This is a genomic window from Mucilaginibacter sp. P19 (assembly GCF_050632265.1).
Lineage (GTDB): Bacteria > Bacteroidota > Bacteroidia > Sphingobacteriales > Sphingobacteriaceae > Mucilaginibacter > Mucilaginibacter gossypii.
Window position 1 is genome coordinate 6,491,859 of the sequence record NZ_CP192586.1, and the last position, 22,611, is coordinate 6,514,469.

Annotated in this window: 22 protein-coding genes and 1 pseudogene; 13 read left to right on the forward strand and 10 right to left on the reverse strand. The window is 43.9% G+C overall.

Annotated features, from left to right (window positions below; translation table 11 throughout):
• Window positions 1–138: 138 nt before the first annotated feature.
• The 11 genes and pseudogenes from ACQ86K_RS32000 to ACQ86K_RS32050 all read left to right on the forward strand — a co-directional run bounded on the left by ACQ86K_RS32000 (window position 139) and on the right by ACQ86K_RS32050 (window position 10,780).
• The gene (locus tag ACQ86K_RS32000) at window positions 139–606 is read left to right on the forward strand and encodes a MarR family winged helix-turn-helix transcriptional regulator (protein WP_090533476.1); all 468 of its coding nucleotides are present in this window, start codon (window positions 139–141) and stop codon (window positions 604–606) included.
• A 7-nt stretch (window positions 607–613) separates the two neighbouring features.
• Window positions 614–1,696, forward strand: a complete 1,083-nt coding sequence (locus tag ACQ86K_RS32005; protein ID WP_091176077.1) for an efflux RND transporter periplasmic adaptor subunit — start codon at window positions 614–616, stop codon at window positions 1,694–1,696.
• A gap of 6 nt (window positions 1,697–1,702) precedes the next feature.
• Entirely contained in the window at window positions 1,703–4,861 is a 3,159-nt protein-coding gene (locus ACQ86K_RS32010) for an efflux RND transporter permease subunit (protein WP_091176074.1), read from the forward strand.
• A gap of 60 nt (window positions 4,862–4,921) precedes the next feature.
• A pseudogene (locus ACQ86K_RS32015) lies at window positions 4,922–6,189 on the forward strand (TolC family protein).
• A 41-nt stretch (window positions 6,190–6,230) separates the two neighbouring features.
• The gene (locus ACQ86K_RS32020; RefSeq protein WP_431199428.1) at window positions 6,231–6,407 is read left to right on the forward strand and encodes a hypothetical protein; all 177 of its coding nucleotides are present in this window, start codon (window positions 6,231–6,233) and stop codon (window positions 6,405–6,407) included.
• An 8-nt stretch (window positions 6,408–6,415) separates the two neighbouring features.
• A complete protein-coding gene (locus tag ACQ86K_RS32025) occupies window positions 6,416–6,610 on the forward strand; it encodes a hypothetical protein (RefSeq protein ID WP_431199429.1) in 195 nt (64 codons plus the stop codon).
• The gene (locus ACQ86K_RS32030) at window positions 6,607–6,852 is read left to right on the forward strand and encodes a hypothetical protein (protein ID WP_431199430.1); all 246 of its coding nucleotides are present in this window, start codon (window positions 6,607–6,609) and stop codon (window positions 6,850–6,852) included. The genes ACQ86K_RS32025 and ACQ86K_RS32030 overlap by 4 nt, the downstream gene beginning before the upstream one ends.
• 169 nt (window positions 6,853–7,021) lie before the next feature.
• Complete coding sequence (locus ACQ86K_RS32035; RefSeq protein ID WP_431199431.1) at window positions 7,022–7,471, forward strand: hypothetical protein; 450 nt, start codon at window positions 7,022–7,024, stop codon at window positions 7,469–7,471.
• A gap of 261 nt (window positions 7,472–7,732) precedes the next feature.
• On the forward strand, window positions 7,733–9,031 hold the full coding sequence (locus tag ACQ86K_RS32040) for an IS110 family transposase (RefSeq protein WP_431199432.1): 1,299 nt from the start codon (window positions 7,733–7,735) through the stop codon (window positions 9,029–9,031).
• A 317-nt stretch (window positions 9,032–9,348) separates the two neighbouring features.
• Window positions 9,349–10,098: a glucose 1-dehydrogenase gene (locus ACQ86K_RS32045; RefSeq protein WP_091173618.1), complete on the forward strand. Its 750-nt coding sequence runs from the start codon at window positions 9,349–9,351 to the stop codon at window positions 10,096–10,098.
• 100 nt (window positions 10,099–10,198) lie between these two features.
• Window positions 10,199–10,780: a TetR/AcrR family transcriptional regulator gene (locus ACQ86K_RS32050; RefSeq protein ID WP_091173150.1), complete on the forward strand. Its 582-nt coding sequence runs from the start codon at window positions 10,199–10,201 to the stop codon at window positions 10,778–10,780.
• Between the two features lie 19 nt (window positions 10,781–10,799).
• On the opposite strand, the gene lnt is transcribed toward ACQ86K_RS32050, so the two are convergent.
• Window positions 10,800–12,398, reverse strand: a complete 1,599-nt coding sequence (gene lnt / locus ACQ86K_RS32055; RefSeq protein WP_431199433.1) for an apolipoprotein N-acyltransferase — start codon at window positions 12,396–12,398, stop codon at window positions 10,800–10,802.
• 187 nt (window positions 12,399–12,585) lie between these two features.
• A complete protein-coding gene (gene rsmI / locus ACQ86K_RS32060; protein WP_112656423.1) occupies window positions 12,586–13,314 on the reverse strand; it encodes a 16S rRNA (cytidine(1402)-2'-O)-methyltransferase in 729 nt (242 codons plus the stop codon).
• 139 nt (window positions 13,315–13,453) lie between these two features.
• On the opposite strand from rsmI, the gene serS reads away from it, so the two are divergent.
• A complete protein-coding gene (gene serS / locus ACQ86K_RS32065) occupies window positions 13,454–14,725 on the forward strand; it encodes a serine--tRNA ligase (protein ID WP_091173159.1) in 1,272 nt (423 codons plus the stop codon).
• 205 nt (window positions 14,726–14,930) lie between these two features.
• Here serS and ACQ86K_RS32070 read toward each other — a convergent pair whose 3' ends face one another.
• From ACQ86K_RS32070 to ACQ86K_RS32095, 6 genes are all read right to left on the reverse strand, one after another.
• Window positions 14,931–15,872 carry a nitrilase family protein gene (locus tag ACQ86K_RS32070; RefSeq protein WP_091173621.1) on the reverse strand — a complete coding sequence of 314 codons (942 nt, stop codon included), beginning with the start codon at window positions 15,870–15,872 and terminating at the stop codon, window positions 14,931–14,933.
• A 71-nt stretch (window positions 15,873–15,943) separates the two neighbouring features.
• Complete coding sequence (locus ACQ86K_RS32075; protein ID WP_091173161.1) at window positions 15,944–16,816, reverse strand: helix-turn-helix domain-containing protein; 873 nt, start codon at window positions 16,814–16,816, stop codon at window positions 15,944–15,946.
• 70 nt (window positions 16,817–16,886) lie between these two features.
• Window positions 16,887–17,360: an HAD domain-containing protein gene (locus ACQ86K_RS32080; RefSeq protein ID WP_091173164.1), complete on the reverse strand. Its 474-nt coding sequence runs from the start codon at window positions 17,358–17,360 to the stop codon at window positions 16,887–16,889.
• Window positions 17,361–17,376: 16 nt separating this feature from the next.
• The gene (locus ACQ86K_RS32085) at window positions 17,377–17,568 is read right to left on the reverse strand and encodes a hypothetical protein (RefSeq protein ID WP_431199434.1); all 192 of its coding nucleotides are present in this window, start codon (window positions 17,566–17,568) and stop codon (window positions 17,377–17,379) included.
• 271 nt (window positions 17,569–17,839) lie between these two features.
• Window positions 17,840–18,667, reverse strand: coding sequence for an N-acetylmuramoyl-L-alanine amidase (locus tag ACQ86K_RS32090; RefSeq protein WP_256337522.1), 828 nt, complete (start codon window positions 18,665–18,667; stop codon window positions 17,840–17,842).
• A gap of 180 nt (window positions 18,668–18,847) precedes the next feature.
• Window positions 18,848–19,003, reverse strand: coding sequence for a lmo0937 family membrane protein (locus tag ACQ86K_RS32095; protein WP_112656449.1), 156 nt, complete (start codon window positions 19,001–19,003; stop codon window positions 18,848–18,850).
• 165 nt (window positions 19,004–19,168) lie between these two features.
• Between ACQ86K_RS32095 and ACQ86K_RS32100 the strand changes: the two genes are divergently transcribed.
• The gene (locus tag ACQ86K_RS32100; protein ID WP_091173172.1) at window positions 19,169–20,260 is read left to right on the forward strand and encodes a hypothetical protein; all 1,092 of its coding nucleotides are present in this window, start codon (window positions 19,169–19,171) and stop codon (window positions 20,258–20,260) included.
• An 83-nt stretch (window positions 20,261–20,343) separates the two neighbouring features.
• Here the strand turns inward: ACQ86K_RS32100 and ACQ86K_RS32105 are convergent, their stop codons facing one another.
• Window positions 20,344–21,738, reverse strand: a complete 1,395-nt coding sequence (locus ACQ86K_RS32105; RefSeq protein ID WP_143020850.1) for a hypothetical protein — start codon at window positions 21,736–21,738, stop codon at window positions 20,344–20,346.
• Window positions 21,739–21,971: 233 nt separating this feature from the next.
• Window positions 21,972–22,517: a ferritin-like domain-containing protein gene (locus ACQ86K_RS32110; protein WP_091173178.1), complete on the reverse strand. Its 546-nt coding sequence runs from the start codon at window positions 22,515–22,517 to the stop codon at window positions 21,972–21,974.
• Window positions 22,518–22,611: the final 94 nt, after the last annotated feature.

A 22,611-nucleotide genomic window follows, 5' to 3' on the forward strand; every position in this document is an offset into this window, starting at 1 on the left:
CATGGCCGCAATTTATAAAATATTATATAATCAGTTATGTATGTGGCGTTACAGCGCCCTAAACACCGTTGTAAAATGGTTGATACATGCAACTATTGTTGATATTATGCTATTAGTTTTACATCGATTTTTAAGTAAATGGAACTGATTGAACCTATTTCGCGCAAGCTGATACGCTTAGGTAAACTGTACCTTAATGTACTGGTAAAGCATACCGTTCACCTGGATGTTACCCGGTATCATTATATACTTTCGCTCATTTACTTCCATGACGGGCAACTTACCCAAAACGCGCTGGCACATCTGCTGGGCAAGGATAAATCGGCCATGGTAAGCATCATTAACCTGCTTACAGCAAAAGGCTTTGTTTACCGCGAAAACAACCCGAACGACAGGCGGCAGCAATTGCTCCGCGTTACCGATAAGGCAAAACTGGCCGTTCCGCAGATCATCGAAACATTTGAAGCCATCAATGCGGATATTACCGAAGGCATATCCGAAGCCGATATGCAGGTATTTGAAAGCGTACTTACCCGCATGCATAAAAATTTAAAACCATTGGTATCACCCGAAACAACCCTACAAGCTAAATCACACACGGATTAAACAAAGTATGAAAACGAAATATATTATTTACACGGCGCTGGCCCTGCTGGTTGCCTATTTAATTTACAATAAATTTTTTAGCGAAGGGGCAAAGAAATCGGCCGCGGCTATCGCTTCGGGTAAAGGTGATAAGAAAAAAGGCGGCGGCGCGGTAGGGGTTAAAGTAATGATAGTTAAAGATACCGCCGTAAACAACATTATTGATATTACTGGCACCATTGATGCCAATGAAAAGGTAAGCCTGATAAGCCAAACAGCAGGGAATATTACCGGGATCTATTTTAATGAAGGCACTAAAGTAACAAAGGGCCAGTTGCTGGTTAAAGTGTACAACCAGGACCTGGAAGCATCATTGCAGCAAAACCAGTACCAGGTGGCATTGGCAAAACAACAGGAAAGCCGCAACCGCCAACTGCTTCAAAAAGAAGCCATAAGCCAGGAGGAGTATGATACTTCATTAACATCATTAAATTCGTTAAAAGCTGCCGCAAATGTAATTAAGGCGCAGATTGCCCGTACCGAGATCCGGGCGCCCTTTTCAGGGACTATCGGTTTAAGGAATGTGAGCCCGGGCAGTTACCTCTCGCCATCATCGCCTATTGCCGATCTGGTTAATATCGATCCGGCAAAAGTAACTTTTGCTGTGCCTGAAAGGTACCTTTCTATACTCGGCCCCGGCAGTAAGATCAGGTTCAAAACAGAAAGCTCGATGGAGAGTTTTGTGGGTACAGTGTATGCCATTGACCCTTCAATTGATGCAAGCTCGCGCACTATTACTGTGCGCGCTAAGGCACCCAATCCTAAAGGGATCCTCACTGCGGGTAGCTTTGCCAAGATCAATTTAACGCTTGATCAAATTCCTAAAACCATTTTGCTGCCAACAGAAGCGGTTATTCCAGATTTAAAAAGCAGCCTGGTTTGGATCTACCACAATGGTAAAGCCATGTCAAAACCGGTAAAAACAGACCTGCGAACCGATACAAAGATCCAGGTTATTGAAGGCTTAAAGCCTGGCGACAGTGTGGTAGTATCGGGCCTGATCCAAATGCGGCCAAAAGTGCCTTTGAAAATTTTAAAAGTTATTAAATAAACCAATATGAGTTTATCCTCAGTAAGTATTAAGCGGCCGGTATTGGCAACAGTAATGTCTGTGGTTATTGTTGTATTTGGTATTATCGGCTATAAGTTTTTGGGCGTGAGGGATTTTCCTTCGGTCGACCCACCCATTATTTCGGTGTCAACCAGTTACTCCGGTGCCAACGCCGATGTAATTGAATCGCAGATCACAGAGCCGCTTGAAAAATCTATCAACGGTGTGCCGGGCATCCGTAACATATCGTCAACAAGTTCGGTAGGCCAAAGTAACATCACAGTTGAGTTTGACCTTGATGCCGACCTGGAAACTGCCGCCAACGACGTGCGCGATAAAGTGGGGCAGGCCCAGCGCCAGCTACCGCAGGATATTAACGCCCCGCCAGTAGTAACCAAAGCCGATGCCAGCGCCGACCAAATCATTACCCTTACCGTGAGCAGTGACACCCGTAACATCAACCAGTTGGATGATTACGCGGAAAATGTGCTGCTGGAAGGACTGCAAACCATCCCCGGTGTAAGTACCATTAACGTACAGGGACAGCGCCAGTATGCTATGCGCCTGTGGATAGACCCTACCAAGCTTTCGGCACTTGGCGTTACTGCTACCGACATTGGTGCGGCTTTAGCTAAAGAAAACGTAGAGTTGCCTGCAGGTAAAATCGAGGGTAATAATACCGAAGTTACCATCAGGGCTTTGGGCAAACTGGCAACTGAAAAAGATTTTAACAACCTCATTATCCGTGCCGACAGCAACAGGGTGATAAGGCTGAGCGATATTGGTTATGCTGTGTTGGGCTCTGCAAACGAGGAAACCATATTTAAAGAGTCGGGGGTGCCGATGGTTGCTTTGGCCCTGGTGCCGCAGCCCGGAGCTAATTATGTACAGATAGCCAAGGATTTTTATACCCGTTTAGAACAGATTAAAAAAGATCTTCCGCCCGATATTTCGGTGAAAGTGGCTTTGGATAATACGAGGTTCATTAACCAGTCGATATCTGAGGTGCAGGAAACACTGATCGTGGCCTTTGTACTGGTGGTAATTATCATCTACCTTTTCTTCCGCGATTGGCTGATAGCTTTCCGCCCACTGATAGATATCCCGGTATCATTGATCGGTGCTTTCTTTATTATGTACATCTTCGGGTTTTCTATTAATATCTTAACCCTTTTGGGGATAGTACTGGCGACGGGCCTGGTGGTGGATGACGGTATTGTGGTAACAGAAAATATCTATAAGAAGGTAGAGGCGGGCATGGCGATCCGTAAAGCGGCATTTGAAGGTTCGGCCGAGATCTTTTTTGCGGTAGTATCTACATCAGTTACGCTGGCAGCTGTGTTTTTGCCTATCGTGTTTTTACAGGGTTTCACCGGCCGTTTGTTCCGCGAGTTTGCGGTAGTGGTGGCCGGGGCTGTGTTGATATCGGCATTCGTGTCCCTGTCATTAACACCGATGCTTAACGTAAAGCTGATTCGCAAAAACCAAAAGAAATCAAGGTTTTATGAAAGAACGGAGCCGTTCTTCATTAATATGACCACTTCATATACCGAATCGCTCATTAAGTTCATGAAGCGTAAATGGGTATCATTTGCTATTCTTGCTGCATCTTTGGTTATCATCGGGATCCTGGTAAAAGTTATCCCATCCGAGCTTGCCCCGCTTGATGATCGCAGCTTGCTGCGTTATAGCGTTACCGGCTCGGAAGGTGCAACTTATGAGTACATGACCAAGTACATGGATAAGGTATCTAACCTGGTTGCAGATTCAATTCCGGAGGCCAATGTTAACCTTGAAATTGTTTCGCCATCATTTGGTGGTGGCGGTGCTTCAAATACCGGCTTTGGCAGGGTTGGGCTTGTTGCTCCTGATAAACGTGTGCGCACCCAGCAGGAACTTGCCGACTGGCTGAATGGTAAACTACGCAAAATGCCCGATGCACGTGCCATTGTGGTGCAGGAGCAAACTATCAGCGGCGGTGGTTCGGGCTCAAAAACCTCGTTGCCTGTGCAATATGTTATCCAAAACCAGGATTTTGAAAAGATCCGTAAAGTGCTGCCAACGTTTTTTGCCGAGGTATCCAAAAGCCCGGTTTTCCAGGGAACGGACGTTAATCTGAAATTTACCAAACCCGAGTTACGCGTGGTTACCGACCGTGAACGTGCCCGTGACTTAGGTGTTTCGGTTGATGATATTGCCCAAACGCTGCAACTATATTATAGCGCCGGCCGGCTCGACTACTTCCTGATAAACGGTAAGCAATACCAGGTAATAGCACAGGTTGACCGCGCTAACCGCGATCAGCCGCTTGATCTGAAATCAATTTATGTACGCAGCTCAAAAGGAACTTTGGTTCAACTGGATAACGTAGTTAAAACATCCGAGGGCGCTACGCCTCCGGCCATTTACCATTTTAACCGTTATAAATCGGCGACACTTTCGGCCGGTCTTGCTCCGGGTTATACCGTAGGTGATGGTATTAAGGAGATGGACAGGATCTCCAAAAGCTTACTTGACGATACTTTTAGTACCGCGCTAAGCGGCCCCTCACGTGACTATGCCGAAGGTTCGTCAAACATTCTTTTTGCTTTTGGCTTTGCCTTGCTGCTCATCTACCTGGTACTTGCGGCTCAGTTTGAAAGCTTTATGGACCCGCTTATCGTGATGCTTACCGTGCCGCTGGCTATTTCGGGGGCGTTTTTGTCGCTATGGCTGTTTAATCAAACCCTTAATATTTTCAGCGAGATCGGGATCATCACCCTTGTGGGGCTGGTAACTAAAAACGGTATTCTTATCGTGGAGTTTGCAAACCAACGGATGGAACAGGGCGTAGCCAAATACGAGGCAGTTATTGAAGCGGCAACGGCGCGTTTACGCCCAATATTAATGACCAGCCTGGCCGTGGTGCTTGGTGCCGTGCCTATTGCGTTTGCGCTGGGCGCCGGTGCAAAAAGCCGTGTTTCATTAGGTATTGTGATTATGGGGGGAATGCTGTTTTCGTTGGTGTTAACGCTTTATATTATCCCGATGATGTACCTGTTGCTGGCCGCTAAAACCCGTAAAGACCATGACCATAACCCTGAGGACCTGGCTGCTGAAGCTGAAATAGCCGAAGCTGCCCGTCACCCGCACCATCAAGAACCTAAACTGATCGAAAACTTGTAACGTAATATGATGATCAAGAAAATAGCCTGCCTGGTTTGTTGTTTCGCTGTGATATCAACCATGGCTTTAGCCCAGCAGGATGCGCCCTTACTTACTTTAAAAGATGCGGTAGAAATAGCACTGAAAAACAACTACAATATCAAGTTGTCGCAAAACAATTCAACCATAGCATCAAATAATGTTACACTTGGTAATGCAGGGATTTTGCCGGTGGTTACCGGTGACTTTAATGACAATAACAGTCGCCAAACAACCAAGCAAACCCGTAATGATGGTACGGTTAACAATATCCGCAATGCCAAAAACTCCAATAATAATTATGGTGTAAACCTTAACTGGACAATTTTTGATGGCTTTGCCATGTTTGCAAATTATGATCAGCTAAAGCAAGTAGATAAACTGGGTGTACTGCGATTACAGGATACCGTACAAAGGACGGTGGCCAGTGTTATCGATACTTATTATAATTTGATCAGCCAAAATGAACAGATCAAGGCATTAAAAGGAGCTATTGATATTTCCCGCACGCAGTTACGCATTGCCAATGATAAGTTTGCTGTAGGCAGGGCTTCGCGATTGGAAGTGTTGAATGCCCAGGTAAACCTGAATACGGATACCGGTAACCTGGTGATCCAGTACCAGCAATTCAAGACAGCAAAAATACGGCTTAATCAGTTACTGATCCGCGATCTGCAAACCGATTTTTCTGTTGCCGATACCATTATAGTTGATGAAAAGCTGGCACTGGCCGATGTGCTTAACAACGCGCAGCTTCAAAACCCGGCAATACTATCGGCACAAATAAACCAGCGCCTGGCCGAAATCAATCTTAAACAGGTGCGCGCTACACGGTATCCGCAGGTGGGGGTAACATCGGGCTATACTTTTACCAACAGCAAAACACCGGCAGGGTTTACATTGTCGCAAAATGTACATGGCTTTAATTATGGCCTCACGGCAAGCATCAATATTTTTAATGGCTTTAACCAAAACAGGCGCGAAAAAAATGCGAAGATCCAGATTGATAATGCGGGTATTGCCGCCAAGCAAACCAAACTGGATATTGAAAGCCAGATCAACAGCTTGTTTGTAGCATACCTTTCCGGCCTTGACCTGGTAAAACTGGAAGAAGCCAATGTAAACCTTAACAAAAAAACCTGGATATTACGCTTGATAAATATAAGTTAGGTAACATTACCCCGCTTGAGGTAAGGGAAGCACAGCGTAACTATCTTGACGCGCAATCAAAATTCTTTGCCGCGCAATACCAAAGCAAACAGGCCGAGATCATGTTAAAACAGATAACAAACAGTATTAACATCAAATAAAAAATATTTTAATAGTAAGTTTAAAAACTTATTTTTGAATCATGACCGCGCCTTTCAAAACCTGTATGCTTATTGATGATAACTACATTGATAGCTTTATAACGCGCCGGGTTTTGGAAAGCAGCAACTTTGCCGAAAATATTATTGTGCGTCAATCGCCAATGGAGGCCATTGAGTCGTTAAAAAGCGGATCGGTAAACCCCGACGTTATTTTTTAGATATCAGGATGCCAATAATGACGGGGTTTGAGTTTCTGCACGAATTTGCCGGTTTGGATATCGCTAAAAAAGGAATAAAAATATATATGTTATCGTCATCGCTTGATCCTACCGATATCAGGGACTCGGAAGATAATAAGCATATTACACAGTTTATTCATAAGCCACTTACTGTTAAAGCGCTCGAAGAAATTTGTCAATGATCTTAGTAGCAGATAGCGGATCATCAAAAACTGATTGGCTGCTGACCGTTTCAGACCAGGAAACCCGTTCGTTCCTTACCGCCGGGCTAAACCCGTATTTTTTAACCGAAAAAGAGATAGCCCGTATCATCCTTGAACAGGCCCCGGATATGGTTGCGCTTGCCGCAGAGATCTCTGAGATATATTTTTTGGTGCCGGGTGCAGCAGCCCCGACCGGCACGAAATTGTATCAAATGCCCTGAGCACGCATTTTAATAAAGCCTATATCAGTGTTGACAGCGATTTGCTTGGATGCGCTTATGCAACCTGTGGTCATGAAAAAGGCATTTGTTGTGTGCTGGGAACCGGCAGTAACATCTCTTTTTTGATGGTGAAGACATTTACGACGGACAGCATGGCCTTGGTTTTGTTTTGGGCGATGAAGGCTCAGGCACCTGGTTTGGCAAAAAGCTGATCACTGATTTTTTATATGGTAATATGCCGTATGATATCAGCCAGAAGTTTGATAAGGCCTACCACCTGAACAAGGAGATCGTGATCAAAAATGTGTATCAAAAGCCGAATGCCAATACTTACCTGGCATCATTCAGTAAGTTTGTAAGCGAAATAAAAACTACCGAATACGGGCATTCCATGCTGGTTGATGGGTTGGTGGAGTTTATTGAAACCAATATTAAATCGTACCCCGAATACCACAAGTATAAATGCCACTTTGTGGGCTCCATAGCTTATTCGTTCTCCGAAGAACTTATCTCATTATGTCACCTGCACGGCGTAAAAACCGGCAAGATCATCAAACACCCCATCAATGACCTGATGGCCTTTATCCTGAAAAGGAATGAAATGGCAACGGAAGAGTAGGCAGAATTATACCCGCGACAAAATTAGAACCGGGTCATGCTGAGTGTTTAAATCCGTGGCCTCTGAAGGTGAAATGACATAGATTTGCTGAACCGTGCAGTGTGGCCGACCGAGTTATAGTGCTTATTGCCTGTTGCTGAGTATGGTTCCGAAGCAAGAGTCTGAAGGTATGGTACGATCCCTTGTGTGGGTGATTTGTCCGATGGGTAGCCTGTCTTTTCTTTAAACTCCTTCGGGCACGGTTTAAAAAGCGTTATAAGTATGGAAAAGATGCATTTTCATGCGGCAGGTATAGATATTGGAGCCCGCAAGGTATTTGTGGGTCTTGAAGGCCAGCCGGTTCGTTCGTTTGAGACTTTCACCAGTGATCTGGTATCACTTAAGAACTATTTATTGGAGCATAAGGTAAGTACAGTGGCAATGGAAGCCACAGGAGTATACTGGTATGTACTTTACGATATTCTTTTAGATGGGGGATTGGATGTGTGGCTTGTTGACGGAAGACAGACCCGCCAGTTACCAGGCAGGAAAACAGATGTAAAAGATTGTCAGTGGATACAGCAATTGCATAGTTATGGCTTGCTGAACCGCTGTTATGTATCCGAAGGTCATATCAAAGAATTGCGTAGTTATCAGCGCCTTCGTGAAGATCATCTTCGGAGTGCGGCCATGCATGTGCAACACATGCAGAAGGCCCTGATAGAAATGAATATCCGTTTGCCGGAGGTATTAAGCCAGGTCCATGGAGTAAGCGGGATGGCGTTAATCGATGCGATACTGCAAGGCGAGCGAGATCCTGATAAGTTGTTTTCACTTTGCCATAAAAAGATCAGGGAGAATAAAGGGGAAGAGCTATTGAAAGCCCTGCAAGGTCATTATACAGCGCAAGGGCTTTTTTCATTAGGTCAGGCCTATAAGGCTTATGGTTTTTATCAAGGCCAGATAATGGAATGCGACAGCCAGATTGATAGTGTTTTACAACGGATCAACAGGGATAAGAACCTGCCGCCGGGAATAAGCGAAGGAAAACGCAAGGCGATCCGTCACAACAAACCTCATATCAACAACCTGGGAGATCATCTGTTAAAAATATTTGATGGTAAGGATGCAACTAAACTTCCGGGTATTACAGATTACAACTGGTTACAGTTATACACAGAGGTGGGTTCGGATCTTAGCCGATGGCCAAGTGAAAAACATTTCACAAGCTGGCTTGGTTTATCTCCCGGCCAGGACCGTTCAGGGAAAAAGAACAAAAGTAAAAGTAAGGGTAAACCGGCCGTTGGGCAAATATTCAAACAAATGGCCCATGGATTATTGAACAGCAAGTATATCGGCTGGGGTTCATTTGCAAGAAGATTAAGAGGCAGAAAAGGTCCGGCAATAGCTATTAAAGCAACGGCCAGAAAACTGGCCGCTCAATACTGGCGTTTAATTGTAAAAGGAGCCGACTTTGTGGAAAAAGGGCTGCAAGCCTATGAAAATATCATTAAGGAACAGAAACAAAGGCGATTAGAAAAACTCGCCTTTGAATTAAATAGGGAACTTGTACCTGCTTAAATTATTATGTCATGGGTAGCTTGTCGAAGCATAGTGGGCAGGCCTCTGCGCGCGAGTCTTCGACAAGCTCAGCATGACCCGGCCCTATTTTGTCATTTCGTCTTCTACAGCCCAGGATTTAAATAATTCAATATTTCACCATTCCTAACTCTTCGTGGAACGCAGTTTTGTAGGTTATCTGTCTTTAGCGCCGCCACCATATTTAGCCAACCCCATTTGTCATCCCAGCCTAATAAAAATTAATTCAGGAATGATTGTTCCAAAATGAGTTTATATTTGCGGAACGATTGATCCAAATTAAATTAATCTTCCAGAAAATGAAAAAATTAGAAAACAAGGTTGCAGTAGTAACAGGAGCTTCAAAAGGTATTGGCGCAGGTATAGCTAAAAGCCTGGCTTCGGCAGGTGCTGCGGTAGTTGTAAATTATGCATCAGATAAAAACGGTGCTGATAAAGTAGTGGCCGAAATTACCGCCGAAGGTGGCAAAGCTATCGCCGTGCAAGGCAGCGTAGCAAAAAAGGCCGACGTTGACCGTCTTTTTGCCGAAACCAAAGAGGCGTTCGGTGGTGTTGATGTTTTGGTGAACAATGCAGGTGTATACCAGTTTACACCGATAGAAGTTGTAACCGAAGAAGAATTTCACCGCCAGTTTGATATCAATGTACTGGGCTTACTGCTTGCAACCCAGGGAGCGGTAAATAGCTTTGGCGATAAAGGTGGCAGCATAATTAACATAAGCTCAACGGTAACCCGTATTACTCCGCCGCAAAGTGCTATTTATACAGGTACTAAAGGTGCGGTTGATTCTATTACACAAGTTTTGTCAAAAGAGCTTGGCCCTAAGAAGATCCGTGTAAATGCTATTAACCCGGGCATGGTTGAAACCGAAGGCACACACACAGCAGGTTTTATAGGCAGCGATTTCCAAGCTGAGCTTGAAAAAACTACACCGCTTGGCCGTATCGGTCAGCCGGATGATATTGCACCTGTTGCCGTATTCCTGGCATCTGATGATTCACGCTGGTTAACCGGCGAAATTATCCTTGCAAGTGGTGGGGTAAGATAATTATGCCGGTAAGGCCCGTTAAGCACAAACGGGGTATAAGATTAAACAATTAATTAAAAATGAATAGCTTTGCCTGCAAAACGGGTAAAGCTTTTCTGTTATGGCACGAAGTAAAGATTTTGATGAAGCCGAGGTATTGAGCAAGGCCGTTTGCATTTTTTGGCATAAGGGCTACAATGGCACGTCTATGCAGGATTTGGTTGATGGCCTTGGCATAAGCCGCTCAAGCTTGTATGATACTTTTGGTGATAAACACGCTTTATATATTAAAGCTTTGGATAGCTATCAAAAGGCAGGTGGAAACCAGATGTGTGATATTATCAATAATACGGCATCGGCCAAAGAGGCTATACAAAAGCTTTTGGAGCTTACCATGCGCGATTTGCTGAACGATGAGCAACGTAAAGGTTGTTTTATGGTAAATGCCGAGATTGAACTGGCGTCGCTGGATGCTGAGGTTAAGGACCTGATTTGCCGGAATGAGCAGCAGTTTGAAGATGCCATTCTTAGTGCCATAAAAAAAGGGCAGGCAAGCGGTGAGGTTCGTAACTCCCAGGATTCCCTGGCATTGGCCCGGTTCATCATGAATGCGGTAAGGGGCATGCAGGTGTCAGCCAAAGCCACCGCCGATAAGGCTTTTTTTGATGATATTATAAAAACCACCCTGTCTGTACTTGATTAGCCATTTATGGGTTGAGTTTTCAAACCGTTAAGGTTTGCTTCTTCCTCAATCTCATCCCCAGTAAAAATAATATGCCAATGCCTGCAAATATACTGCCGGCTTGCGGGATATAATCGCCGTGTTTAACATAAAATGTGAGCTCACTATTAAGGTTGATATCTTGCTTGATCGAGGTTTTAGTCCACCATTCTGTATGTTTAACCACATCGCCGCGCTGGTTGATAAACCCGGAAATACCGGTATTGGCCGACTGACAAACCCAGCGGCGGGTTTCGATAGCCCGAAGTTTGGCATAATCTAAATGCTGGTCCTTGCCCGATGTGTTTTCCCACCAGCCATCGTTAGTAATAATAGCGATGAACTGGGCCCCTTTTTTAACTGAGCGGGCAATGTACCCTCCCCATATGGATTCATAACAAATAACCGGATCGACCCCGATACCGCTTTGCGAATAAAGCACTTTTGCATCCTTTTCGGGAGCATAGTTGCCGGTAGCACCGCCTAAATGTTCAAATACGGGTTTCAGGAATGAAAGTGCATCGCCAAAAGGCAGTGATTCGGCCCCGGGGACTAACCGTGATTTATGGTAAGTTTGAATCCTGTCGCCATTTTCAATATTGAGGGCTGTGCTGTAAAAGTCTGCGAACTGGTCGCCTCCCCATGGTGAGGGAACCGCCGTTGGGGTTGCCCTGTTGTTATATAGCCTGTATGTTTCGGCGCCGGTAACCAGGTTGCCATTAGGATATTTCCGTAAAAAAAGCTGGGCCTGCCTAATAAAATCATTTTGGCCTATCTGTTCCTCGTTGATATAAACAGGCGCGGGGATGGCTGTTTCGGGCCATATAAAAAATTCGGTATTGGGTTGGGCCACCTGTCTTGAAAGCTGGATCAGGATATCAAGTTGTGAAGCAGGGGGAATGGTACCATCTTTCTCGTACGGATCTATATTGGGCTGGGCAATAACGATGTTTGATGGGTTTACTTCTTCAACATAGTTATGATAAACCGATAATGAATAGCCAAGAGGCACTGTTACAACAATTACAATCGCCATGATCAATGCCATTCTGTGGCGTTTGGTTTGAGCTCCGCGAAGACTTGTATAAATTAAAAAAGCCAGGATATTTACAACCCAGATCCATAAAGTTCCGCCGTAAACGCCGGTATATTCATACCATTGAATCCATTGGTGCGATACGGCAAAGCCGTTACCAAGCGTCATCCACGGAAAGTAAAGGTCCCAGCTTTGGTGCAGGTATTCATACCCGATCCAGAAACAGATTAAACCTATCAGTGCTATCCAGCGTGGGACGACCAGTCTCAACCTGTAGTATAGCCAGAAAGCAGTTGCCATTAACAGCGGCCCCAGCGAATAGGGGACAAGGGTAATGGGTATGGCCACAATCTCCCCCACTATTTTAAGTGCATTATAAACCCAGTAAACAGATAATGAGTTCCAGATAAAAAAGCCGATAAAAGTTACATTAAATGCCCGTTTGCCTTTTTTGGGCTTTTCATCATTAATGATATTTTCAACAGCCAGCAGCATAGGCACAAAGCCAATGAAAAGTAAAAACGTAGTATAAGGAGTAGGTGGCCAGGCTATCCATAAAAGCAAGCCAGATAGTATGGCTAATGGTAGATTTTTTTCATGTAGAGTGACAAGAATTATGCTGTTGTCGCTTATATTTAAAATTGTAAAATGTCATTGCGAGCGTAGCTTGGCAATCGCACGGAAGCAAAGCAATTCTGTATAGCATGCGATTGCTTCGTGCCTCGCAATGACATGCGGGAGAGTTGAAGTTTTAATCTTCTTCCTCATCCCTTTCATATTTCCCTTTTGCCGGTTTAGCCGCTGCGCCGGCCACGCACATCACAAACTCGCCTTTCATGGGGTGCGTTTCAAAGTATTGTTTTACTTCAACTACAGTGCCACGCACGGTTTCTTCAAACATTTTGGTAAGCTCGCGGGATACCGAGATCTGCCTGTCGGCCCCAAAATAGGTGGCCATTTCATCCAGTGTTTTTAACAAACGGTGGGGCGACTCATATAGTATGATGGTCCGCTCCTCTTCGGCCAAAAACTTGTACCGGGTTTGACGGCCTTTTTTTAATGGCAAAAATCCCTCGAAACAAAACTTGTCGGTAGGAAAGCCCGAATTTACCAGGGCCGGCACAAATGCGGTAGCGCCTGGCAGACATTCCACAGCGATATTAAATTTTAAAGCTTCGCGTACCAGGAAAAAGCCCGGATCGGATATAGCCGGTGTACCGGCATCCGAAATGAGCGCGATATTTTTCCCCTGCAGCAAAAACTTAATGATCTCGTTGCTTGATTGATGCTCATTATGCTGATGATGCGCGAATACTTTTTGATGGATCTCGAAGTGTTTCAACATCGGGGCGGAGGTACGGGTATCCTCTGCCAGTATCAGATCAACCTCTTTCAACACGCGGATAGCCCTGAAGGTCATATCCTCCAAATTACCTATCGGGGTGGGGACTAAATATAGTTTGCCTATGGGATTGTTCATGTTGTTTGAGTCGATGGTCGATAGTCGATGGTCCATGGCTCTTCATCATTTCCGGTGCTTACACCGCTAACGTAAATTACTATGGACTATGGACTATGGACTATGGACTTATTTATATCTTTGCCTAAAAAATAAAATAATGCTGCAAGTTAGTTATATCCGTGATAACCGGGAACAGGTTTTGGAACGTTTGGCTGTAAAAAATTTTAAACAGCCCCAACTGGTTGATGAAATAATTGAACTGGACGACAAACGTCGCTCCACTCAAACCAGCATGGATAATGTTTCGGCCGAGGCCAATGCAGCTGCAAAACAAATAGGCGAGCTGATGCGTGCCGGTAAAAAAGAAGAAGCTGAAGGCCTTAAGGGCAAAACCGGCGCATGGAAAGAAGAGATCAAAAAGCTCGGCGACCTGCTTACCATTACCGAAGAGGAACTTTACCAGAAGCTGGTATTGCTGCCCAACCTGCCTCATAGTTCTGTACCCAAAGGCTTAACTCCTGAAGATAACGAGGTAGTATTGGAGAACGGCACCAAGCCGGAGTTGCCTGCCGATGCGCTACCGCATTGGGAGCTCGCGGCAAAATACAACCTGATTGATTTTGAACTGGGTGTTAAAATAACCGGCGCCGGTTTCCCCGTATATAAAAACAAAGGGGCTAAGCTGCAACGCGCTTTGATCAATTATTTTATTGATGAAGCCGAAAAAGCAGGCTACAGCGAAGTAAGTGTGCCGCTTATGGTAAACGAAGCATCTGGCTTCGGTACGTCACAGCTGCCGGATAAAGAAGGACAGATGTACCATGTTGGTATCGATAACCTGTACCTGATCCCTACCGCCGAGGTGCCTATTACTAACCTGTACCGTGAAGTGATATTGAAAGAAGATCAATTGCCTGTACGTAACTGTGGCCATACACCTTGTTTCCGCCGCGAGGCTGGTTCATATGGTGCGCATGTACGCGGCTTGAACCGCCTGCACCAGTTTGATAAAGTAGAGGTAGTAACCATTGCCCATCCTGATAAATCATACGAAATATTGGAGCTAATGAGCAGCCATGTACAGGGCCTGTTACAAAAGTTAGGTTTACCATACCGAGTATTACGCCTTTGCGGTGGCGATATGGGCTTTGGCTCTGCCTTAACTTATGATATGGAAACCTGGAGCGCGGCACAACAACGCTGGCTGGAAGTTTCATCAGTATCAAACTTTGAAACCTTCCAAAGCAACAGGCTTAAACTGCGGTTCCGCAATGCCGATGGTAAAACACAGTTAGCACATACGCTAAACGGCAGCGCGCTGGCCCTGCCGCGTATTGTTGCTACTTTGTTAGAGAATAACCAAACCGAGAAGGGGATTAAAGTACCGGAAGTACTTGTGCCTTATACTAAGTTTGAGTGGATTGATTAGCCCCCTGCCCCCTAAAGGGGGAGGTCAAAAATATAGCGCCCCGGTAATTCCTATGCCGGGGCGTTCTTTATGCATTTCTTATTTCTTGCGCTCGTTTTCAACGAGTGCTTAACATGGGTTAGCGTTTATAACGCGACTGGCGATGCAATCACCAAACCACATTAAGCACTCATTACAAATGAGCACAAGTTGTTGAGGCCTAATATCAAAGCCAAACTACTTTTTGAAAGCTTTCATGTTCACGGCCGATGATATCCCGGTATAGATCGGGCTTGCGTGCCTGGATATAACGATATCCGCCTGCTTTTGTCAGCTTATCAGGAGTTATTTCGGCCAAAACTAATTCATTGTTTAATGATCTGCATTCGGCTATAATATCACCATAAGGGTCGATGATCATGGAGCAGCCATTTTTTAGCTGATCATCGTCCATACCTATCGGATTGGCGAATACTGCATAAATTGCGTTATCATATGCCCGGGCGGGCAGCCATTTCATTAGCCATTGCCTGCCTTTAAGGCCGTCAAATTCCTGGCGAAGTAACAGTGCATTTGCTTCTTTGTCTTTCCATAATTCCGGGTCAACAAAACCGGCGCCCGGTCGGGTTGATGGTGTGCACATGGTAACGTGCGGCATAAAAATAACCTGTGCACCGAGGAGAGTAGTTGCACGTACATTTTCAATTATATTATTATCATAACAAATTAATATGCCGCATTTCCATCCATACAAATCAAATACAGTATATGCTGTGCCGGGTAAAAGATGCGGGTTGATAAAAGGGTGCAGCTTACGATGTTTGGCAACGATCCCGGTTTTGTCAACGCATACATATGCCTTGAACAAGTTATCATCTTTGTCCTTTTCAAACAAACCGGCCAGTATGGCAATGTCGTATCGTCGGGCGTATTCTGTTAACGCAGCGATGCTCGGTCCGTCCGGAATTTCTTCGGCCAGCTCAAGCATTTGTGCTTTATCAAGTTTCCGGGCAAAGGTATAGCCTGTTATCGAGCATTCATGAAAAGCTATCGCTTGGGCGCCTTGTGCGGTGGCATCCGCTGTCATTTTTTCAATAACTGATAAATTATAAGCTTTATCACCGCTTCTGTTTTCAAATTGAGCAGTGGCGATTGTTAGGTTTTCCATACGCTGATCATCTTTTTTCAAAACTACCAGAGCTATACCGAAAAGCATTGTAAAAAACCGACAAACGCAATTTAAACGAGCGGCATAAAGTTTATAGCCAACAGATGATGATTGGCTTTGTATTGAAGAGGAGTAAGACCTGTATGTTTCCGGAAAAAATTATTAAGATGCGCCTGGTCATAATATCCGCAGGCATAACTCAATGAGCTTAGCTCTTTTGTTGAAGATAGTTTTTGAAGTTGTTTAAGATAGGTTTGAAACTTAACGGCGTCAATATACTTTTTAGGGGAAATACCTACTTCCTCATTGAATTTGCGCTCAAGTTGCCGTTCGGTTACTGGCATCACATCAAGTAAATTTTTAACGTTAATAATACCCTTGTTTGCGTGAATGATGTTTATGGCCCGATCTGTAATGTCTGCATGTTTTCTTTTCGAAGCCATTTTGTTCAATAAAAATTGCTCGGTAATTACCGTGGCCGCCGGGAGGTTGGCCGCGTTTGCGATTTGGTCTTCAAAATCAAAGGCTTCCTGCCCGAAAAGATCTTTTAATGTTACCGTATTGTTATTTAACTCATAGGCCGCCACACCAAGTAAAGACAACAAAGCATTAGGTTGCAAAACCACAATCAGCATAGCCAGTTCACCGGCCGAAATAATATCATTATAGCGGGTTATTTGCCCGTAAACAAAACTGCCGGGTTGCTTGCTGGCAACCGTGTGTTGCTGGTTGTATTGGAATAAAGGATCTTTTAAATGAAACACCATCCCCGGGTTACCGTCCGAAAACAGGCGGTAATTCATAGCAACCCGCTGATTATGCGCTATAATTAAATAGTGCTTAACGATACCCGAAAGCAAAGGATGTGGTGCTATTTGCATGGTAATGTTGAGCCAGACCCTAAAAATAAATAAAAATGTGGAACCGTAGGCGATAGCTTTCACCCATGATAGGTTAAAAAAGGTTCATAATAAAGCCCCGGTGCATTGCGCCGAGGCTTATGTTATTGTTTACTTAAGAAAAAGTAAAATTCCTGTTCCTTAAAATAGAAATGGCATCTTCTGCAAGATCCTCTGTTAGTCCTACCGATGGGCTGGTTAAAACAAGGTTATGCTTTATATATTCAGGCAGTCCATTTAACATTTTATCATCGTCGATAATCACAAATTCTTGACTCGGTTGATGTTTTTTCTTATACCATTCCAATATTTCTTCAGTACGTGTCTTCTTTAAACTATTTGTCGTCAATCGATGAACCTTTTTAGGGCTAATTCCCCTGGTCTTTAACAGATCTTTCCATTCGGCGACCTTATACTTCGATTTATGTGAGGTAGTTAATATTACAGAGGCATTAGTTTCCGCTATAATATGTTGAAGCGCCTTTACGGCCCTTGAATTAAATACGGGAAAGCCATCGGGCATAAACTCGGGTTTCTTCCACGAGTTTGCTGGGACTAATACTCCATCAATATCTAATAAAATCCACATAATACAAAATTACTACTTATTCGTCATTAGATGTTATTCGTCTTAAAAATTCCAATTCTAATTTATTGTATTCCGCATCTAATCTGTTTAGGTGTTCAATTCCAGCCGCGGAATCCCAATCATTTTCATCAAATTCAATTTGGCTCCATGGGGTTTCTTTGGTTGCAGATGTTAAGTTAGTTTCTACTTGTCCCAACTCGAAATTCATGATCAAAGAACTTAAATATCTGTGATGTCCATCTATAATCAAGTTACCGCATATTTTTATTCTCGTCAAATTTTACGAGATGTTCCATCTTGCTGCACATTCTTGAAATTATGGGGATAGATAACCTGGGTTGCGTCGGAATAAAGGGAATATCATTAGCTGCAATAAATTCCAAAATAAATTGTTGTGTAATTTTCTTCATTTATGTGATATTAAATGTCGGCTTAGGCTATTCTTAATGTAATTCCCACTTCCTCAGGATCCGGAGATCTCAATATTTCCTGTAAACGTTATAAAGAATATTCAAATCTAGCTGGGTCATTACCGGTGTTTCATCCGTTTGTACAAAGTGACGCTTAAAGGCAACAATGGCTACCGGGAGATTGCTGATATCATAGCCAATCAGCTTAAGTGCTGTAGCATAATCAAAATTATCGGGCGGAAGTTCAAGCAGTTCTTCTCTCCAAAACCCAAAACCTTTTTGAGCTAATAGTTTCCATGGAAATAATGGCCCCGGATCGGGTTTGCGCAATGGCGCTATATCCTGGTGCCCTATAAAATTAGCCTGCGGAATGTTGTAGGCTTTTTTGAGCTGAGCCAATAAAGCAAGCAGGCTTTTTACCTGTACATCATTAAAAGGCTCGTGCCCATTATTGTCAATCTCAATGCCGATGGAACAGCTGTTCATATCGGTAATACTGCCCCATTTGCTGATGCCGGCATGCCAGGCCCGCAGGTAATCATTAAGCATGTGGTAAACCTTGCCGTCTTTACTTACTACATAGTGCGCGCTTACCTGTGGCTTTACCAGGGTAAAAGTATTGAGGGTTTGCTTAACCGAGTCCTGAGCTGTATAGTGAATGATAACATAGTTGGGCTTGCGCAGGTTGAAATTCACGGTGCCAACCCACTCCGAAGGGATGGCGCCTCCCGCGCTGTCAACCAGCATGGCAGGCTGCTCGCGGCTAATTACCTCTACTAATGAATCGGTTTGATTGTTGTATACTTTACTAGTGGCCGCGAACGGTTGTACTTTAGGCGAGCACGCGCTGATGGTGGCTACAACGGCCATAAATAAAAAAACGTATATATTTTTCAAACCTTGATTCTCCTGATTAAAGATTCCTCCCTAATGATTTAAACAAGTATACAAAAAACCTTGATCCATTTGATTTAAAGACTTTCTGATTTTATCAGGTAGTCCACAAATCAATTAAATCAAGGCTCAGATAGCTTACCTCGTTGGAGATAGCCTGTCAGTTTTATATTTTCAACAGCGTTATATAGCTGTCGACCGCCTTATTACACCTAACAAAATCGCGATAATAGCTATTACCAGCAAAATGTGGATAAGGCTGCCTACTGTTGTGAAAAATACGCCGATTGCCCATCCTATTATAAGGATGACTGCAATTATATACAGGAGTGAGTTCATAATAATTTGTTTTAATTAATGATTTTCATAGATATTAGTATAATAACTATGATGACTGAAAAGTTTTAAATTTTGTTTTTTTTAGGGGAGATACAGCTCATTTAACGTTGTGTTTTGTAAAGATTTATTCCCTGCGTACCTTTAGGCACCTTACCTATAAAAACGATGAAATATTTTCTGCTGCTTATCTGCCTGCTGCCCGCCGGGCTTGTGTTTGGTCAGTCGAAACTGCCGGTAATCAAAGCCACTTCTAAAAAAGTAGCCATCAATGACGGTGGATTTTTAGATAAAAATGCATGGTCGCTTTCGCCAAAAACACGACCGGACGTTTATACTGCCGATAGGACCCGGGCGACAAAGTGGGTAACTTTTTATACCGACATCGATTCGATAAGGGTAAAGGTTAAGCCCGGTACAAGGTATAACTTCGTTATCCTGCTTAACGGTAAGGATTCATGTTATACACAAATTGCAAGCGCTATACCGCCGGCGGCCAAACATGAAGCCCGAATCAGCAAAAACGATACTATTCCGTTTAAACTTACAGCCTACGGCGCCATAGCGGTAAAGGCCGTGATGAATGATACCGACACGTTAAACCTGCATTTTGACCTGAGCTCATTTGACTTTCATTTAACAAGGGATGCCATATTAAATAAAACGAAACTGCTGCCTAACCAGGCTGATGTTTTGGCCGGTAAAGCAAAGCCAAATTTTAATGAAATGAGCAAAGCTTTGAAGCTGCAAATCGGCACATCAGTTTGGCACAACCTGGAAATGTTGCCCACAAACATAACCTCGACTGGAATGGACGGCCGTTTTGGCTGGAACCTGTTTGAGGGTAAACAGGTAGAGGTTGATTATGATAACAACCGTATCATCATCCGCGATAAAATGCCTAAAAACTTAAAAGGTTATGAACGCTCGAAGATTGGGTTTATCCATTCGTTCCCATATGTTACCGGTACGTTTGAAATAGACGGCAAAAAATACACCGGCAATTTTTCTATGGATACCGGATCCGAACAGTCATTGATACTGGATAGTGAATGGGCTGTTAAAAATAATTTCCCCAGGGATCTTAAACTCATCAAGTCATCCACAATCAGCGATCCGCGCGGGGTAAAATATGAAATGAAGATTGTAGAAACACCATTGTTCAGGCTCAATAGCTTTCCTGTTAGTAATGTACCGGCCATTATGCTGAACAATAAAAACCCGATGGGTTTTGAAATTAATTATTTAGGTAACGGGTAGCTAAAACGGTTCAATATGATCCTCGATTTTAAAAGTGATTACCTGTACCTGAAGCCCAATAAATTATCTACCTGAAATAGAATTTAGTTTCCGGCAGGTACCGCCCAGCTTTGCCCGTCTAAAACCGGGTTCACATCCATGCTCTCGTATTGAATATTGAGCTTTTGCTGGCCGCTTGTTGTGGCTTCACGATATGGAATAGTAATACCCTGTACCGGCCGAAGATCTGATAGCATAGCGAACAGGGTTTTGTCGCCTACCTTATAGCCGTAAGCCATTAGTTGGTTTTGATTATTTATGGCAAACACGTATTCGTTGCCATTTAACCTGCATTGAACCGTATACATATCATTATCGGGGATTTTTTGTGTATTGATGACCTGCATTTGATCAAGTGATGATCTGCGTAACCCAATAACCCCGGTGTATAAGGCGGTTTTTATCTCGGCAACGTTATTGGCCGGAAGATCGGACTTGTTGCCGCTGCTCCACTGCCATCCGTTACTGCCTTCGGTTTGTTGCACCGAAACCGGTTTGCCGTTTTTCCATATTTCAACGCGTACCTTGCTGTTGGGGATATCAATCAGCTCAACAACTTTTAACCCCGAAACGGAACCCGTTAACCGGGCGGTTTTCAGGGCATTCAGTTTATCGCCTCCATGGGCGGCATTGGCTTTTAAAAGCAGGGTTTTTCCATTTGGCACGGCGGCATTGCTTGTATTTGCGGCGGAGTTTTCGGAAGTTTTTTTAGCCGCGGTTGATGATTTGGTATTGTTAGCGGTGGTATTGTCATCGTTGTCTACAAAAAATACCCGCCCGTCAACTACAGCCATACGGGTTTTACCGCCCATATCACAAAAAAAGCTGTGTAGTTCGGTATGGCCATCGGTATAGGTAAGTGTAAGCACCCCCTTGTTTATTTTATAGGTGCCGGCGCCGTCCCGGCTGCTTGAGCTGCCACCGCCAACATTTTCGCCGGCTACAACCGAGCCCGAATAGCGCGAATTGCTAAAATGCCCCTTGCCATCGAAATTTAATCCCTGTGTGCTTAAAGCGCCTACATAAGTTGTACCATAGGCAGCGCCGCCACCGCCCATAGCGCTGATGAACGAGTAATAGCCCGGAGGTATAATGTTCCCCTGAAGTTTAAACAGTTCATGTGCATAGTTGGAAAGGCTTCCATATTTGGTTATGCCATAAACAGACGAGCTTTTAGTATATTTAAGTGTTACCTCTCCTTTGCTTATGGTGTAATGCCCGCTTACGCTGGTTTGCCAGTCGGCACTGTTAAGCGAAGAATTGAAAGTACCATCAGGTCTGAATAATATAGCTACGTCAGTTCTGTTCATGCCGCCGCCAAATATCGGACTTGGCGAAAACTCGCATCCGGCATAAACGCCATCTAATTTATCCTGGGCAAAAACATTATCGTAAAGGCAAAATAAAAAGGCGAATAGTACCAGGAGGAATTGTTTCATAGGGCGTCGGTTTTTTGTTGGTAAACCGTGTTTGCCGCTTATTGTTTGTGGAAATGCTTTAATTAATATGTAATTAATGTTGGTGCTGCTTAATATAAGGTGACATGTCATTTCGACGATGAACGAGGAAAAATCTTATGCGCTAAGTTCATCGATTAGCAACAACACGCTCAAATAAAAAACGGCCGCGAGGAATAATTCCCCCACGACCGCTCTTAAAAAACTAATAAACGTTAAGCTTTTTCGGCTTTTGATGCCTGGTTGATACCGGCTTCGGCAATTTGTGTGAGCAGGCTGTCGCAGGTTTTTTCTTCCTGAAGGGTTGAATCAAGCAGTTCGGCCGCGTGGTCATAGCCCAGCACGCCGGCCAGTGTGCGGAGGGTGCCGTATGACGCTATTTCGTAATGCTCAATTTTTTGAGCTGCAGAAATAATACCGGCATCACGGGTAATACTGCCTTTTTCGGTTTCTGATATAATTTCTTCACCTTCTTTGATGAGGCCAGCCATCGCCTCACATTTTACAGCCACGGCTTTTTGGCCAATGGAAGCAAATGCATCTTCCAAACGAATCACCTGCCGCTCGGTTTCGGCCAGGTGGCTTTCGATAGCCGAGCGTAATTCATCGGATGTTGCCGCTTTAGCCATTTTAGGCAGTGCTTTTGTAAGATGTTTTTCGGCCCAGTAAATGTCTTTTAATTCATCAATAAATAATTCATTCAGTGCCGATTCCTGCACATCATTAGTTTGTTCGGGTGTTTTTACTTTAGTAGTTGCCATGATAGATGTTTTAATGTTTTTGTGAGATAAACACTACAAACACAAAGCCAAAACTTATTCTTTTAAAAATAAAATTAATTATTAGGATAATTTA

Bases quoted from the DNA above. Each gene is read 5' to 3' on its own strand.
- ACQ86K_RS32040 (WP_431199432.1), top strand. From the start codon at position 7,733: ATGGAAAAGATGCATTTTCATGCGGCAGGTATAGATATTGGAGCCCGC.
- ACQ86K_RS32000 (WP_090533476.1), top strand. From the start codon at position 139: ATGGAACTGATTGAACCTATTTCGCGCAAGCTGATACGCTTAGGTAAA.
- ACQ86K_RS32080 (WP_091173164.1), bottom strand. From the start codon at position 17,360: ATGTGGATTTTATTAGATATTGATGGAGTATTAGTCCCAGCAAACTCG.
- ACQ86K_RS32050 (WP_091173150.1), top strand. From the start codon at position 10,199: ATGGCACGAAGTAAAGATTTTGATGAAGCCGAGGTATTGAGCAAGGCC.
- ACQ86K_RS32095 (WP_112656449.1), bottom strand. From the start codon at position 19,003: ATGAACTCACTCCTGTATATAATTGCAGTCATCCTTATAATAGGATGG.
- ACQ86K_RS32005 (WP_091176077.1), top strand. From the start codon at position 614: ATGAAAACGAAATATATTATTTACACGGCGCTGGCCCTGCTGGTTGCC.
- ACQ86K_RS32100 (WP_091173172.1), top strand. From the start codon at position 19,169: ATGAAATATTTTCTGCTGCTTATCTGCCTGCTGCCCGCCGGGCTTGTG.
- ACQ86K_RS32010 (WP_091176074.1), top strand. From the start codon at position 1,703: ATGAGTTTATCCTCAGTAAGTATTAAGCGGCCGGTATTGGCAACAGTA.
- ACQ86K_RS32030 (WP_431199430.1), top strand. From the start codon at position 6,607: ATGATCTTAGTAGCAGATAGCGGATCATCAAAAACTGATTGGCTGCTG.
- serS (WP_091173159.1), top strand. From the start codon at position 13,454: ATGCTGCAAGTTAGTTATATCCGTGATAACCGGGAACAGGTTTTGGAA.
- ACQ86K_RS32020 (WP_431199428.1), top strand. From the start codon at position 6,231: ATGACCGCGCCTTTCAAAACCTGTATGCTTATTGATGATAACTACATT.
- ACQ86K_RS32025 (WP_431199429.1), top strand. From the start codon at position 6,416: ATGCCAATAATGACGGGGTTTGAGTTTCTGCACGAATTTGCCGGTTTG.
- rsmI (WP_112656423.1), bottom strand. From the start codon at position 13,314: ATGAACAATCCCATAGGCAAACTATATTTAGTCCCCACCCCGATAGGT.
- ACQ86K_RS32110 (WP_091173178.1), bottom strand. From the start codon at position 22,517: ATGGCAACTACTAAAGTAAAAACACCCGAACAAACTAATGATGTGCAG.
- ACQ86K_RS32085 (WP_431199434.1), bottom strand. From the start codon at position 17,568: ATGAATTTCGAGTTGGGACAAGTAGAAACTAACTTAACATCTGCAACC.
- ACQ86K_RS32070 (WP_091173621.1), bottom strand. From the start codon at position 15,872: ATGGAAAACCTAACAATCGCCACTGCTCAATTTGAAAACAGAAGCGGT.
- ACQ86K_RS32045 (WP_091173618.1), top strand. From the start codon at position 9,349: ATGAAAAAATTAGAAAACAAGGTTGCAGTAGTAACAGGAGCTTCAAAA.
- ACQ86K_RS32105 (WP_143020850.1), bottom strand. From the start codon at position 21,738: ATGAAACAATTCCTCCTGGTACTATTCGCCTTTTTATTTTGCCTTTAC.